Here is a 14,101-nt window from a genome sequence, read left to right as displayed (position 1 = left end):
ACTCTTTATTTAATTTAAGGAAATCGTATGAAAGTTTTTTATGACAAGGACGCCGATCTGTCCCTGATCAAAGGTAAAAAAGTCACCATTATTGGTTATGGCTCACAGGGTCATGCCCATGCGCAAAACTTGAATGACTCTGGCGTGAAGGTCACCGTGGGTTTGCGTAAAGATGGCGCATCGTGGAAAAAAGCGGCCAATGCCGGTTTACAAGTCAAAGAAGTTGCTGAGGCAGTGAAAGACGCAGACGTTGTGATGATGCTGTTGCCCGATGAGCAAATTGCCGAAGTCTACAAGAACGAAGTACATGCCAACATCAAACAAGGCGCCGCCTTAGCGTTCGCCCACGGTTTTAATGTCCATTACGGTCAAGTGATTCCTCGCGCCGATTTGGATGTCATCATGATTGCTCCGAAGGCACCAGGCCATACCGTTCGTAGCACATACACCCAAGGCGGTGGCGTACCCCATTTGATCGCGGTCTATCAAGACAAGTCGGGCTCAGCACGTGATTTAGCACTGTCTTATGCAACTGCTAATGGCGGTGGCCGTGCTGGCGTGATTGAGACCAATTTCCGTGAAGAGACCGAAACCGATTTGTTTGGTGAGCAAGCTGTCTTATGCGGCGGTACTGTGGAGTTAATTAAAGCTGGATATGAAACCTTGGTTGAGGCCGGTTATGCCCCGGAGATGGCCTATTTTGAGTGCCTGCATGAGTTGAAGTTAATTGTGGACCTCATTTATGAAGGCGGTATCGCCAACATGAACTACTCGATTTCAAACAATGCCGAGTATGGTGAGTACGTCACCGGTCCAAGGATTGTGACTGAGGACACCAAGAATGCGATGCGTAAAGCCTTGCATGATATTCAGACGGGTGAGTATGCCAAGAGCTTCATCCTTGAAAATCGTGCTGGTGCACCCACCCTGATTTCACGTCGCCGTTTGACCGCTGATCATGAGATTGAAGTTGTGGGTGCGAAATTGCGCGCCATGATGCCTTGGATTGCGAAAAACAAACTCGTTGACCAATCGAAGAACTAAGTTCAGAAGGTAATCATCCGATGATGTATCCACACCCCATCATTGCCAAAGAGGGCTGGCTCTATTTAGTTGTGATTGGGGTTTTGGCTTTTGTGGTCCATCGCTATGCCGGTTTTTTCTGGTCTTGGCCGTTATGGCTATTCTTCATCTTCACGCTGCAGTTCTTTCGTGATCCACAACGAATCGCGCCTCTTGGTAAGGATCTTGTTTTATCGCCAGCGGATGGGCGCATTGTGGTGGTTGAGAAAGCCCATGATCCCTATGCCAATCGGGAAGCCCTAAAGATTAGTGTGTTCATGAATGTCTTTAATGTGCACTCCAATCGGTCTGCGGTGAATGGACTGATTAAGCAGGTTACCTATTTTCCAGGCAAGTTCTTTAACGCCAGTATTGACAAGGCTTCAACGGAGAATGAGCGCAATGCGGTCGTGATCGATGCCAATGGCAAGACCATCACCCTAGTGCAAATCGCCGGTTTAATTGCTCGTCGGATTTTGTGCTACATCCACATTAATGATCGTGTGAAGCGCGGGGAACGTTATGGCTTTATTCGCTTTGGTTCCCGGGTTGATGTGTATTTGCCTTTAGATGCTGAGCCCTTGGTTAGCGTCGGTGAAAAAGTTTTTGCTACCAATACTGCGCTAGCTCGCTTACCAGGATTAGATTAGCAACATGACTTCGCGTCGTAAGTTCCGAATGGGCCGCCCCCGTTTTCTGCGGAGTAAAAATACACGGCGTGATGACTGGAGCTCGGCCGATGAGTCGCACGAGGATGATCTGATCGAAGATCCACCAAGGCCTCGGAACAAAGGGATTTACTTATTACCGAATTTATTCACCACGGCGGCATTATTTTGTGGGTTCTTTGCCATTGTGAACGCCATGAACCATCGTTTTGAGATCGCAGCGATTGCGGTCTTTTCTTCACTGGTTCTTGATGGCATGGATGGCCGAATTGCGCGAATGACCAATACGCAAAGTGCGTTTGGTGAGCAATACGATTCTTTGGCAGACATGGTCTCATTTGGGGTGGCCCCAGCGTTGGTGGCCTATGAGTGGGTTTTAAAAGATCTGGGCAAGTGGGGCTGGTTAGCAGCATTTACCTACTGTGCTGGCGCCGCACTTCGTCTAGCCCGCTTTAATGCCAATATTGGTGTGGTTGATAAAAAGTTTTTCCAGGGTTTGCCAAGCCCTGCGGCCGCAGCGCTCTTGGCTGGTTTCATTTGGTTGGCAGACGATAACAAGATACCCGTGAAGGATTCAGCAATTCCATTAGTCACCTTTTTCATTACGATTTATGCAGGACTAACCATGGTTTCGAATGCTCGTTTCTACAGCGGTAAGGCCTTGGATATTCGTTACCGTGTGCCTTTCTGGGTTATGGTTCTTTTGATCTTGGGTTTTGTCTTGATTTCTTCAAACCCACCCCTAACTCTGTTTGGCCTCTTTGTGGTGTATTCCCTGTCTGGCTATGTATTGTGGATGTGGGAGCGGGCGATGGGCCGTCGGATTGGTGGAGAAACCACAGATTCAGCTAAGTCCGAGTAAATGCGGTATATTATTTCCATGATGAACCAATTAAGTGCACTGCTACTTCTTCTAGCACTGGGCCTTCGGCTCGGGGCGGGTCGCGCTTAGACACATGAAGTAAGGCACTAAGTTCGCAAACCAGCCCCAGCTAAATTGCTGGGGTTTTTGTTTTAGAAAACGGAGCATTGGATTATTAAAGAAGGAATCAATGATGAGTGATCGATTAATTATTTTTGATACCACCTTACGTGACGGTGAGCAGTCGCCTGGTGCATCCATGACTCGAGATGAGAAGGTGCGGATTGCACGTCAACTTGAACGCTTACGAGTTGATGTGATCGAGGCCGGCTTTGCGGCTAGCTCAGAGGGTGACTTTGCAGCAATCTCTGCGGTTGCTGCAGCGGTGAAGGATTCAGTGGTGTGTTCCCTCGCACGTGCCAATGAGACTGATATTACTCGGGCCTCTGATGCCCTAAAGGCAGCTAACGCAAAACGCATTCATGTGTTCTTGGCCACTAGCGCTTTGCATATGGAAAAGAAATTGCGCATGACCCCGGAGCAGGTGTATGAGCAAGCAAAAAAGTCCATCCGCTTTGCCAGAAATTTGGCGGGGGATATTGAGTTCTCTCCAGAGGATGGTTACCGTTCGGATATGGACTTCTTGTGCCGAGTCCTAGAGGCAGTCATAGCTGAAGGCGCAACTACGATAAACGTTCCTGATACGGTTGGATATGCTGTCCCCGAACTCTATGGCGAGTTCATTAAAACTTTGCGTACTCGGATTCCGAACTCGGATAAAGCGATTTGGTCCGTGCATTGCCATAACGATTTAGGGATGGGTGTGGCCAACTCGTTAGCCGGCGTCCACATTGGTGGTGCCCGTCAGGTAGAGTGCACGATTAATGGTCTGGGCGAGCGGGCAGGTAATACTTCCTTAGAAGAAATTGTGATGGCAGTTCGTACTCGCAAGGATTTCTTTAGGTTGGAAGTGGGGATCGATACCAAACAAATCGTACCGGCTTCTAAATTAGTTTCGCAAATCACCGGCTTTGTGGTGCAGCCGAATAAAGCCGTGGTTGGCGCCAATGCCTTTGCTCATGCATCGGGTATCCATCAAGATGGTGTATTGAAGGCTCGTGATACTTACGAGATTATGCGTGCTGAAGATGTGGGCTGGGCAACCAATCGCATCGTGCTTGGTAAGTTATCCGGTCGGAATGCCTTCAAACAACGTATTTCTGAGTTAGGTGTGGTGCTGGAGTCGGAGAGTGAACTCAATGATGCATTTGCTCGCTTTAAGGCTTTAGCCGATCAAAAAGCCGAGATTTTTGATGAAGATATTATTTCCTTGATGTCGGATTCTTCGGTAGCTGATCAAAGTGAGCACTTTAGCTTTATTTCATTGAACCAGCACTCCGAGACCGGTGAAAAGCCATCTGCTAAGGTGGTATTTAAGATGGGTGGTCACGACGTGCACTCTGAAGCCCAAGGCAATGGTCCGGTTGATGCTACTTTGCACGCCATTGAGAGTAAGGTGCAAAGTGGTGCTGAGCTATTGCTCTACTCGGTCAATGCCATTACGTCCGGCACTGAGTCGCAGGGGGAGGTCACGGTCCGTCTCTCTAAGGGAGGGCGGATTGTGAACGGCGTGGGAATGGATCCAGACATTATTGCTGCCTCCGCCAAGGCTTATTTGGCGGCATTAAATAAATTACACGATCCAAGTGCCATGAAACTGAATGCCCAAATGGCACCTTAAAATCATAAGTTATTGATTTATATAAACTTATTTACTAGTAGGCCGCTTGGTATGCATTGGCAGACCGCGGTCTGTTAGAATGCTGAAGCTTTGATTTATAAAGCTTTTTATTAACACGGCATATCAGGTGCAAGCTTGAGTGACCGCACGTATGGAGTATGAAAATGGCAGTTGCAGACATTAATAAGGCGGAAATCGTCAAACAAAACGCGCGTGGCGCAAACGATACGGGTAGCCCCGAAGTTCAGGTGGCGTTATTAACTGCTCGTATCAATGAACTTACCCCCCATTTCAAGGCAAATGCAAAAGATCATCACAGCCGTCGTGGCTTGTTGAAAATGGTCTCGCGCCGTCGCCGTCTCTTGGATTACCTCAAGAGCAAGGATCTGGACCGTTATCGCGCGCTGATCGACAAACTAGGTTTACGTAAGTAATTTCTTGTTTTTGTCAGCATTGCAATGAAGTAGGGTGTTGCCAAACGGGCAAGGCTCTACTTTGAGTGGTTCAAGATGACCGGCTTCTAGGGATCGTGTCATTCCAATGCACTTCTTTTTAAAGAGGTGCACTGGAATGGCATCCCAATTGGGTTCATCAACCAATCACTCCAGTGATACCGCGGCGCTGTGGATCCGCGGTGTGTATGTTTGGAGAAAAAAAGATGTCAATGTTTCATAAAGTTGTAAAAACGTTTCAATGGGGCCAACACACGGTCACGATGGAAACCGGTGAGATTGCTCGCCAATCGAGTGGCGCGGTACTTCTTAATATGGACGACACCGTGGTGCTTGCTACGGTAGTCGGTGCTAAAACCGCCAAAGAGGGTCAAGACTTTTTCCCCTTAACGGTTGACTATATCGAGAAGACCTATTCAGCTGGCAAGATCCCTGGTGGATTCTTTCGTCGTGAGGGACGTCCGTCGGAAGGCGAGACTTTAATCTCACGTTTAATTGATCGTCCGATTCGCCCATTATTTCCTGAGGGGTTCTATAACGAAGTTCAGGTAGTCGTGCATGTGATGTCAATTAATCCTGATGTGCCTGCCGATATTCCTGCTTTGATCGCATCGTCTGCAGCCTTGGCGATTTCGGGTATTCCATTTAATGGTCCGATGGGCGCAGCGCGCGTTGGTTATCGTGATGGTCAGTATTTGCTTAATCCGAATCGCAGCGAGCAAACAACGAGTGAACTCGATTTGATCGTGGCGGGTACTCAGGCAGCAGTGCTGATGGTGGAGTCTGAAGCACAGCAGTTATCTGAGTCCGTAATGTTGGGTGCTGTAGTTTATGGTCACGAGCAGTCGCAAATTGCAATTAATGCAATCCAGGAACTCGTGCGCGATGCGGGCAAGCCCGAGTGGGATTGGAAGCCTGCCGCAAAGAATGATGCCTTGATTGCGAAGTTACAAAGCTTGGCCGAAGGCCCATTGCGCGATGCGTATCAAATTCGTCAAAAGCAAGCCCGCTCTACCAAGATTAAAGAAGTGGTTGCCAATGTCATGACTCAGTTAGCTGCTGAGGGTGAGGTGAATGAAGTCGAAGTTGGTAATCTCTTGTTTGAGATTGAAGCAAAGATCGTGCGTAGCCAAATTCTTAATGGCGAGCCACGTATTGATGGTCGCGATACCCGAACCGTACGCCCCATTGAAATTCGTAATGGCGTATTGCCTCGTACCCACGGCTCCGCACTCTTTACCCGTGGTGAGACTCAAGCCTTAGTGGTTGCAACTCTTGGAACTGCGCGCGATGAGCAAATCATTGATGCGCTCGAAGGTGAGTACCGCGATCGCTTTATGTTCCACTACAACATGCCTCCATTTGCAACCGGTGAGACTGGTCGCGTTGGTACCCCTAAGCGTCGCGAGATTGGTCACGGCCGTTTAGCAAAGCGCGCCTTAGTGCCGGTATTGCCAAGTATGGAAGAGTTTGCCTACAGCATTCGTTTGGTTTCTGAGATTACGGAATCCAATGGTTCGTCATCAATGGCCTCGGTATGCGGTGGTTGCTTGGCTCTGATGGATGCTGGCGTTCCGGTGAAAGCGCATGTGGCCGGAGTGGCTATGGGACTGATTTTGGATGGTAATCGCTTTGCGGTATTAACCGATATCTTGGGTGATGAAGATCACTTGGGTGATATGGACTTCAAGGTAGCCGGTACCGCCAACGGGATTACGGCTTTGCAGATGGACATTAAAGTTCAGGGAATTACCAAAGAAATTATGCAAGTTGCTTTGGCTCAGGCCCAAGAGGGTCGCTTGCATATTCTGAGCAAGATGCAAGAAGCCATGAGCTCTGTGCGCACCGAACTTTCTGAGCACGCACCACGCATGGTAACTTTTAAGATTCATCCAGACAAGATTCGTGAAGTCATTGGTAAGGGCGGTGCAACGATTCAGGCGCTGACCAAAGAGACCGGTTGCAGCATCGATATCAAAGATGATGGTACGGTTACTATTGCTTCGACAAGCGCGGAAGGTATGGCGCAAGCAAAAGCCAAGATTGAAGGCATTACCGCTGAAGCCGAAGTTGGGAAGGTCTATGAGGGCCCTGTAGTGAAGTTACTTGAGTTCGGAGCCCTTGTGAACATCCTGCCCGGCAAAGATGGACTCTTACATATCTCCGAGATCTCGACTGAGCGCGTGAAAGATGTCAAAGACTTCTTGCAAGAGGGTCAGGTTGTGCGTGTGAAATTACTCGCAGCCGATGAGCGCGGCCGCTTACGTTTGTCCATGAAAGCCCTGCTGTCCCCAGAGTCTGGTGCAGCGGATGCTCAGGCAAGCGATAGTCCAAACGAGACTGTTTAAGCGGGAGTATTGCGATGCGTGTGATGGAGATTCGGGAGTATGGCGCTCCAGAAATGTTGGTCAAAGCTGAGCGTCCAGATCCATCTGTGCCTGGTTCGGGCTCCGGTGAGGTCTTAATTCGGGTGAAGGCGGCTGGTATTAATCGTCCAGATGTCTTGCAGCGAAAAGGTCATTACCCCGTTCCTCCAGGCGCATCGGATATCCCTGGCCTTGAAGTGGCTGGAGAGATTATTGGGGGTGATCTAGCTCATCCCGATAACACCTTCGGTTTAAAGCTGGGCGATAAAGTTTGTGCTTTGGTGCAAGGCGGTGGGTATGCCGATTTATGTACCGCCCCAATTGCGCAATGCTTGCCCTATCCAAATGGCTTTACTGATATCGAGGCAGCTTCCTTACCTGAAACCTTCTTTACTGTATGGAGCAACGTCTTTCAACGGGGCCATTTGAGTAAAGGCGAGACCTTGTTGGTGCAAGGAGGCTCAAGTGGCATTGGAGTGACTGCGATTCTCATTGCCAAAGCATTCGGTCACCGGGTGTTTGTTACTGCTGGAAGCGATGAAAAGTGCGCAGCGTGTACACAATTAGGTGCCGATCTAGCGATCAACTACAAAACCCAAGATTTTGTGGAGGAGGTTAAGAAAGCCACGAATGGTAAGGGCGTCGATGTGATTTTGGACATGGTTACTGGCACGTATTTGCAGCGCGAGATTGATTGCTTGGCCGATGATGGTCGCATTGTGGTGATCGCTATTATGGGCGGTTCAAAGGCCGAAGTGAATACTGCACAGATATTACGTCGCCGCTTATCAATTACGGGATCCACCTTGCGTCCGAGACCCGTTGCCTTTAAGCATCAAATTGCGAAAGAGTTATATCAATCGGTTTGGCCTCTACTCAATTCTGGCCAATTAAAACCAGTGATTTATAAAACATTTTCCTTAGAGCAAGCCGCCGATGCACATCGACTGATGGAATCGAGCGAGCATGTTGGAAAAATTGTTTTAACGGTGTAAGAGGTTTAGTATGCGCGCATTGACGGTCATCGGTAATTGGAAGATGAATGGCAGTGTTCGCAGTAATCGGAATTGGATGCAAACGGTTATTGAGGAAATGCAACAGGGTATGCCGGCTGGACGGCGTTTTGGTGTGTGCGTGCCTTTTCCGTATTTGCAAGAATGCAGTCATTATTTAGGAAGTTCGCAGCTTCAGCTAGGGGCGCAGGACGTGTCTGCTTATGCATCGGGGCCATACACGGGCGAGGTGAGTGCAAGTATGTTGCAGGAGATGGGCGTTCGCTTTGTGATCGTCGGTCACTCGGAGCGTCGCATGCAATACGGCGAGGCTAATGAGAGCATTGCCCTCAAAGCAGAGCAGGCTTTAGACCATGAGTTGACCCCGATTATTTGCGTTGGTGAGACCGCCGATGAACGAAATTCAGGGCGCGCAGTGGAGGTGGTTAGGCGACAAGTTGCTAGTCAAGTCAGCACCTTGCAGGACCGCTTGGTGGATTGCTTGATTGCATACGAACCAATTTGGGCGATTGGTACCGGTAAGGTTGCGAGTGCGCAAATGGCCCAAGACATGCACCGAGCGATTCGTTTGCAGTTAGCCGAGTTTGATGATGACGTAGCGTCTCATATTGGGATTGTTTACGGAGGCAGTGTCCGGGCCGATAACGCTACGGAGCTTTTTGCGATGCCCGATATCGATGGGGCGTTGGTAGGCGGCGCATCGTTAGATGCCAAGGAGTTTTTAGCAATTTGTCGGGCTTGACGGATTGCATGATGAACGGTGATATGGAGAACAGATATGGAATGGCTTAAAACTTTATTCGTGGTCCTGCAAGTAATTTCTGCATTAGCCATTATTGGCTTGGTCTTGATTCAGCAAGGTAAGGGTGCCGATATGGGTGCCGCATTTGGCTCTGGTTCCTCAGGAAGCCTCTTTGGCGCAACTGGATCTTCAAACTTCCTATCGCGTACTACCGCTATTTTTGCGGTGATCTTTTTCGTGAGCACCCTAGGGATTACGTGGTTGGGCACTAAAAAGCCTGTTGAGTCAGGGGTTATGTCTAATTCAACCTTACCGACGGTCGCCCCTTCCCAGCAAGGTGGTGCTGCGCCAGCAAATGGGGCAAGTTCAGAACCGAGTAAACCGGTTGTACCTCGCTAATTTGCACCTTTTTGGAAGGTGCAATGCGGTAGAATTGAGGGTTGTTGTAGGGCTTTTCCAAGATGCCGACGTGGTGAAATTGGTAGACACGCTATCTTGAGGGGGTAGTGGCTTAGGCTGTGCGAGTTCGAGTCTCGCCGTCGGCACCAAAGTGGATTAGTTTGGTCGGGAATTCTTGTCTTATTGTTGTAAATCAAGAGTCCCAAAATGAAAGTCGTTGATAATTCGAACGTTTGGAAATCTGACACAGGATAGAAGAAGTTGAACCTTTCAAATTACTTCCCAGTACTGTTGTTTATTCTCGTTGGTCTCGGCGTCGGTCTTGCCCCTATTGTGTTAGGTAAAGTTTTAGCCCCCTCCAAATCCTATTCAGAAAAAGATTCTCCCTACGAGTGCGGCTTTGAAGCCTTCGAAGACGCTCGTATGAAATTCGATGTGCGTTATTACTTGATCGCCATCCTCTTTATCCTATTTGATTTAGAAACTGCATTTTTATTTCCTTGGGGCATTGCCTTGAGGGATATTGGTTGGGAGGGATATATTGCCATGGCAATTTTCCTGCTCGAATTTATTGTTGGTTTTGCATATATCTGGAAAAAGGGCGCCCTGGATTGGGAGTGAACGTCGATGGCTCTTGAAGGTGTTCTAAAACAAGGTTTTGTTACTACCTCGGCTGACCAGTTAATTAATTGGACCAGGACCGGTTCGCTTTGGCCGATGACCTTTGGCTTAGCCTGTTGCGCGGTCGAGATGATGCATGCTGGCGCATCGCGCTACGACCTTGATCGATTCGGGGTCGTGTTTCGTCCATCGCCACGTCAATCCGATCTGATGATTGTGGCGGGTACTTTATGTAACAAGATGGCTCCAGCCCTACGCAAAGTCTATGACCAGATGCCAGAACCGCGCTGGGTGATATCGATGGGTTCATGCGCTAATGGCGGCGGTTACTATCACTACTCTTACTCGGTGGTGCGTGGTTGCGATCGCATCGTCCCAGTGGATGTGTACGTGCCCGGCTGTCCGCCAACCGCAGAAGCTCTGATCTACGGCATTATTCAGCTGCAGGCTAAGATTGGCCGCACGAGTACGATTGCAAGGAAGGGCTGAGATGAGTGAGCGTCTTTTGCAACTCCGTCAGCAACTCGATCGTGTTTTAGGAAACCGTATCCAGAGTGCCACAATCGATCATCGTGAGTTAACGATTGTTTTGCATCACGCAAGCTATGCCGAGTCAGCAAAACTTTTGCGAGACGATCCGAGTTTAGCCTTTGAGCAGCTCATTGACTTATGCGGGGTTGATTACAAAGACTATGCCGATGGCACTTGGAGTGGACCACGTTTTGCAGTCGTTAGTCACTTGCTGTCGATTAAACATAATTTGCGTCTACGGATTCGGGTATTTGCTCCAGACGACGATTACCCATTGGTGGCATCCATGGTTCCGATTTGGAACTCGGCCAATTGGTTTGAACGCGAGGCTTTTGATCTCTTTGGTATCTTGTTTGATGGTCATGAGGACCTGCGCCGCATCCTGACCGATTATGGCTTTATTGGTCATCCATTCCGTAAAGATTTCCCAATCTCGGGCCATGTTGAGATGCGCTATGACCCAGAGTTAAAGCGGGTGGTGTATCAGCCAGTCACGATTGATCCGCGTGAGGTAACCCCACGCGTGATTCGTGAAGAACAGTATGGTGGCTTGGCAAATGGCTGAGATTAAGAACTACACCCTGAACTTTGGTCCTCAGCATCCTGCGGCTCACGGTGTATTACGTTTAGTGCTGGAGCTTGATGGCGAGGTGATCCAACGCGCTGATCCGCATATTGGCTTATTGCATCGTGCGACCGAAAAACTTGCTGAGACCCGCACTTGGATTCAGAGCGTACCGTATATGGATCGTCTGGATTACGTATCGATGATGGTCAACGAGCATGCCTATGTCATGGCCATTGAGAAACTCTTAGATGTAGAAGTGCCAGTGCGCGCTCAGTACATCCGCGTGATGTTTGATGAGCTCACCCGTCTACTTAATCACTTGCTCTGGGTTGGCTGCCATGGTCTTGACGTTGGTGCGATGGCAATCTTCTTATATGCCTTCCGTGATCGCGAAGATATTTTTGATATGTATGAGGCAGTATCCGGTGCGCGTATGCATGCAGCCTACTATCGTCCCGGCGGCGTCTATCGCGATTTGCCTGAGAAGATGCCGCAATACGCCAAGTCAGCGATTCGGAGTGATCAGGCTGTAAAGCGCCTAAATGAGACGCGCAGCGGATCGTTATTGGATTTCATTGAAGACTTTAGTAATCGCTTCCCTGCGAATGTGGATGAGTACAACAATTTATTGACCGATAACCGTATCTGGAAGCAACGCTTGGTTGGTATTGGTGTGGTCTCACCCGAGCGTGCACTGCAGATGGGCTTTACTGGACCAATGTTGCGTGGTTCCGGTTTTGCTTGGGACTTACGTAAGAAACAACCGTATGAAGTCTATGACCAATTGGATTTTGATATTCCAGTGGGAGTCAATGGCGATAGCTACGACCGCTATCTAGTGCGCATGGAAGAGATGCGCCAATCCAATCGCATCATCCAGCAATGCGTGAAGTGGTTACGTGCCAATCCAGGCCCAGTGATGAGTGATAACCACAAAGTAGCCCCACCAAAGCGTGTTGATATGAAAACCAATATGGAAGAATTGATCCATCATTTCAAGCTCTTTACAGAGGGCATTCATGTACCTGCGGGTGAAGCCTATGCAGCGGTTGAGCATCCCAAGGGTGAGTTTGGTATCTACGCCATTTCAGATGGAGCCAACAAACCCTATCGTTTAAAGATCCGTGCACCTGGCTTTGCGCATCTAGCCGCGATGGATGAGATGTCACGAGGGCATATGATTGCCGATGCGGTCACCATCATTGGTACGCAAGATATTGTGTTTGGTGAGATCGATCGATAAATCATGATGACAGCCCAATCACTTTTTTCTGCTAAGACCCGCGCTGAGATGGATCGCAATATTGCGAAGTATCCGCCAGAGCAAAAACAATCGGCGGTGATGGCATGCTTGATTGCAGCGCAATCGGAGCATGGCTGGGTATCGCCGGAGATTATTGCGGAAGTTGCTCAGATTCTTGAGATGCCTACGATTGCGGTTGAGGAGGTTGCGACCTTCTACAACATGTATGAGACCAAGCCGATTGGTAAGTTCAAACTTGTGATCTGCACCAATTTACCTTGTCAACTTACGCACGGTGAAGAGGCTGCCGACTATCTTAAGAAAAAACTTGGAATTAATTTCAATGAGACCACGCCATGTGGAACCTTCACCCTAAAAGAGGGTGAGTGCATGGGCGCTTGTGGCGACTCACCTGTGATGTTGGTGAACAACCACCGCATGTGTAGTTTTATGAGCCAAGAAAAGATTGATACCTTATTGGATGAATTGAGTGCACAAGCAAAGCGAGGGAGCGTATGACCAGTTTGCATAGTCGTCACATTAAGCCCTTAATTTTGGCTGGCCTCGATGGTAAGAACTGGCACCTAAAGGATTACGAGGCGCGCGGTGGTTATCAGCAGTTACGACGGATTCTGACTGAGAAGATCACCCCGGACGCTGTGATTGCTGAAGTCAAAGCATCATCACTGCGTGGTCGCGGTGGCGCTGGATTTCCAACTGGCTTGAAGTGGAGCTTCATGCCTAAAAACTACACTGGCAATAAATATCTGGTGTGCAATAGCGACGAGGGTGAGCCTGGCACATTTAAAGATCGCGACATTATGCGTTACAACCCCCATGCACTGATTGAAGGCATGATCATTGGTGCCTACGCGATGGGAATCTCAACTGGATACAACTACATTCACGGTGAGATCTGGGAGGTTTACGATCGCTTTGAAGAAGCGCTTGAGCAAGCGCGTGCTGCGGGCTATCTTGGCGAGAAGATTTTAGGAACCGAGTTTAACTTCCAGTTGCATGCTGCCCCTGGTTTTGGTGCCTATATTTGTGGTGAAGAAACTGCGCTCTTGGAGTCGCTTGAGGGCAAAAAAGGGCAGCCCCGTTTTAAGCCACCATTCCCAGCCAACTTTGGTCTTTATGGTAAGCCAACCACCATTAACAACACCGAGACCTTTGCGGCCGTACCATTTATTCTTGCGATTGGCGCTGAGGCCTACCTTAAATTGGGCAAACCCAATAATGGCGGTACCAAAATATTCTCCGTATCGGGAGACGTCACTTACCCAGGCAATTATGAAGTTCCACTGGGCACACCCTTTGCAGAGATGCTAAAGCTTGCCGGTGGAATGCGCAATGGCAAGCAGCTCAAAGCCGTGATTCCTGGAGGATCATCTGCTCCGGTTTTGCCTGGCAAGATCATGATGGATATCACAATGGACTACGACGCGATCTCCAAGGCTGGCTCTATGCTTGGCTCTGGAGCGGTGATCGTCATGGATGAGACCCGTTGCATGGTGCGCTCTTTGTTGCGCCTCTCGTATTTCTATCACGAAGAGTCGTGTGGTCAATGTACGCCTTGCCGCGAAGGCACGGGTTGGCTCTGGCGCATCGTTAACCGCATTGAACATGGCCAAGGTCGTCCAGAGGATTTGGATCTCCTCAAAGACGTTGCCGGAAATATTCAGGGGCGGACGATCTGTGCTTTAGGTGATGCCGCTGCGATGCCGGTTCAAGGAATGCTTAAACACTATATGGATGAGTTTGCTTACCACGTCGAGCATAAGCATTGCATGGTCTCTTCATTTGCCAAGGCCGCCTAATCATGAGTACGGT

15 protein-coding genes and 1 tRNA gene are annotated in these 14,101 nt (G+C 49.1%); all 16 read left to right on the top strand.

Annotated elements, in window-relative coordinates:
- The first annotated feature begins 27 nt into the window (after positions 1-27).
- Positions 28-1,044, top strand: coding sequence for a ketol-acid reductoisomerase (gene ilvC / locus QUE65_RS06945; RefSeq protein ID WP_215369283.1), 1,017 nt, complete (start codon positions 28-30; stop codon positions 1,042-1,044).
- Between the two features lie 20 nt (positions 1,045-1,064).
- On the top strand, positions 1,065-1,712 hold the full coding sequence (locus QUE65_RS06940; RefSeq protein WP_286280264.1) for a phosphatidylserine decarboxylase: 648 nt from the start codon (positions 1,065-1,067) through the stop codon (positions 1,710-1,712).
- 4 nt (positions 1,713-1,716) lie between these two features.
- A complete protein-coding gene (pssA, locus tag QUE65_RS06935) occupies positions 1,717-2,592 on the top strand; it encodes a CDP-diacylglycerol--serine O-phosphatidyltransferase (RefSeq protein WP_458574748.1) in 876 nt (291 codons plus the stop codon).
- Positions 2,593-2,785: 193 nt separating this feature from the next.
- A complete protein-coding gene (locus QUE65_RS06930) occupies positions 2,786-4,333 on the top strand; it encodes a 2-isopropylmalate synthase (protein WP_286282483.1) in 1,548 nt (515 codons plus the stop codon).
- A 164-nt stretch (positions 4,334-4,497) separates the two neighbouring features.
- Positions 4,498-4,767, top strand: a complete 270-nt coding sequence (gene rpsO, locus QUE65_RS06925; RefSeq protein ID WP_108508739.1) for a 30S ribosomal protein S15 — start codon at positions 4,498-4,500, stop codon at positions 4,765-4,767.
- Between the two features lie 224 nt (positions 4,768-4,991).
- On the top strand, positions 4,992-7,133 hold the full coding sequence (gene pnp, locus QUE65_RS06920; RefSeq protein ID WP_286280263.1) for a polyribonucleotide nucleotidyltransferase: 2,142 nt from the start codon (positions 4,992-4,994) through the stop codon (positions 7,131-7,133).
- A gap of 14 nt (positions 7,134-7,147) precedes the next feature.
- Positions 7,148-8,146: an NAD(P)H-quinone oxidoreductase gene (locus QUE65_RS06915; protein ID WP_286280262.1), complete on the top strand. Its 999-nt coding sequence runs from the start codon at positions 7,148-7,150 to the stop codon at positions 8,144-8,146.
- 10 nt (positions 8,147-8,156) lie between these two features.
- Entirely contained in the window at positions 8,157-8,906 is a 750-nt protein-coding gene (tpiA, locus tag QUE65_RS06910; protein WP_286280260.1) for a triose-phosphate isomerase, read from the top strand.
- A gap of 36 nt (positions 8,907-8,942) precedes the next feature.
- On the top strand, positions 8,943-9,305 hold the full coding sequence (gene secG, locus QUE65_RS06905; protein WP_286280259.1) for a preprotein translocase subunit SecG: 363 nt from the start codon (positions 8,943-8,945) through the stop codon (positions 9,303-9,305).
- Between the two features lie 64 nt (positions 9,306-9,369).
- Positions 9,370-9,454: transfer RNA gene (locus tag QUE65_RS06900), tRNA-Leu, on the top strand.
- A 112-nt stretch (positions 9,455-9,566) separates the two neighbouring features.
- The gene (locus QUE65_RS06895) at positions 9,567-9,926 is read left to right on the top strand and encodes an NADH-quinone oxidoreductase subunit A (protein WP_215369258.1); all 360 of its coding nucleotides are present in this window, start codon (positions 9,567-9,569) and stop codon (positions 9,924-9,926) included.
- A gap of 6 nt (positions 9,927-9,932) precedes the next feature.
- On the top strand, positions 9,933-10,415 hold the full coding sequence (locus tag QUE65_RS06890) for a NuoB/complex I 20 kDa subunit family protein (protein ID WP_108508733.1): 483 nt from the start codon (positions 9,933-9,935) through the stop codon (positions 10,413-10,415).
- Between the two features lies 1 nt (position 10,416).
- Complete coding sequence (locus QUE65_RS06885) at positions 10,417-11,022, top strand: NADH-quinone oxidoreductase subunit C (RefSeq protein WP_215369255.1); 606 nt, start codon at positions 10,417-10,419, stop codon at positions 11,020-11,022.
- Positions 11,015-12,268: an NADH-quinone oxidoreductase subunit D gene (locus QUE65_RS06880; protein WP_286282481.1), complete on the top strand. Its 1,254-nt coding sequence runs from the start codon at positions 11,015-11,017 to the stop codon at positions 12,266-12,268. Before QUE65_RS06885 ends, QUE65_RS06880 begins: the two co-directional genes overlap by 8 nt.
- A gap of 6 nt (positions 12,269-12,274) precedes the next feature.
- Positions 12,275-12,787: an NADH-quinone oxidoreductase subunit NuoE gene (nuoE, locus tag QUE65_RS06875; RefSeq protein WP_286282479.1), complete on the top strand. Its 513-nt coding sequence runs from the start codon at positions 12,275-12,277 to the stop codon at positions 12,785-12,787.
- Complete coding sequence (nuoF, locus tag QUE65_RS06870; RefSeq protein ID WP_286280257.1) at positions 12,784-14,088, top strand: NADH-quinone oxidoreductase subunit NuoF; 1,305 nt, start codon at positions 12,784-12,786, stop codon at positions 14,086-14,088. Before nuoE ends, nuoF begins: the two co-directional genes overlap by 4 nt.
- Positions 14,089-14,101 lie beyond the last annotated feature (13 nt).

The organism is Polynucleobacter sp. HIN8 (assembly GCF_030297615.1).
In the GTDB taxonomy this organism is placed as follows: Bacteria; Pseudomonadota; Gammaproteobacteria; order Burkholderiales; family Burkholderiaceae; genus Polynucleobacter.
This window is presented reverse-complemented; position numbering and strand designations above follow the sequence as displayed.

Bases quoted from the DNA above. Each gene is read 5' to 3' on its own strand.
- ilvC (WP_215369283.1), top strand. From the start codon at position 28: ATGAAAGTTTTTTATGACAAGGACGCCGATCTGTCCCTGATCAAAGGT.
- QUE65_RS06940 (WP_286280264.1), top strand. From the start codon at position 1,065: ATGATGTATCCACACCCCATCATTGCCAAAGAGGGCTGGCTCTATTTA.
- pssA (WP_458574748.1), top strand. From the start codon at position 1,717: ATGACTTCGCGTCGTAAGTTCCGAATGGGCCGCCCCCGTTTTCTGCGG.
- QUE65_RS06930 (WP_286282483.1), top strand. From the start codon at position 2,786: ATGAGTGATCGATTAATTATTTTTGATACCACCTTACGTGACGGTGAG.
- rpsO (WP_108508739.1), top strand. From the start codon at position 4,498: ATGGCAGTTGCAGACATTAATAAGGCGGAAATCGTCAAACAAAACGCG.
- pnp (WP_286280263.1), top strand. From the start codon at position 4,992: ATGTCAATGTTTCATAAAGTTGTAAAAACGTTTCAATGGGGCCAACAC.
- QUE65_RS06915 (WP_286280262.1), top strand. From the start codon at position 7,148: ATGCGTGTGATGGAGATTCGGGAGTATGGCGCTCCAGAAATGTTGGTC.
- tpiA (WP_286280260.1), top strand. From the start codon at position 8,157: ATGCGCGCATTGACGGTCATCGGTAATTGGAAGATGAATGGCAGTGTT.
- secG (WP_286280259.1), top strand. From the start codon at position 8,943: ATGGAATGGCTTAAAACTTTATTCGTGGTCCTGCAAGTAATTTCTGCA.
- QUE65_RS06890 (WP_108508733.1), top strand. From the start codon at position 9,933: ATGGCTCTTGAAGGTGTTCTAAAACAAGGTTTTGTTACTACCTCGGCT.
- QUE65_RS06885 (WP_215369255.1), top strand. From the start codon at position 10,417: ATGAGTGAGCGTCTTTTGCAACTCCGTCAGCAACTCGATCGTGTTTTA.
- QUE65_RS06880 (WP_286282481.1), top strand. From the start codon at position 11,015: ATGGCTGAGATTAAGAACTACACCCTGAACTTTGGTCCTCAGCATCCT.
- nuoE (WP_286282479.1), top strand. From the start codon at position 12,275: ATGACAGCCCAATCACTTTTTTCTGCTAAGACCCGCGCTGAGATGGAT.
- nuoF (WP_286280257.1), top strand. From the start codon at position 12,784: ATGACCAGTTTGCATAGTCGTCACATTAAGCCCTTAATTTTGGCTGGC.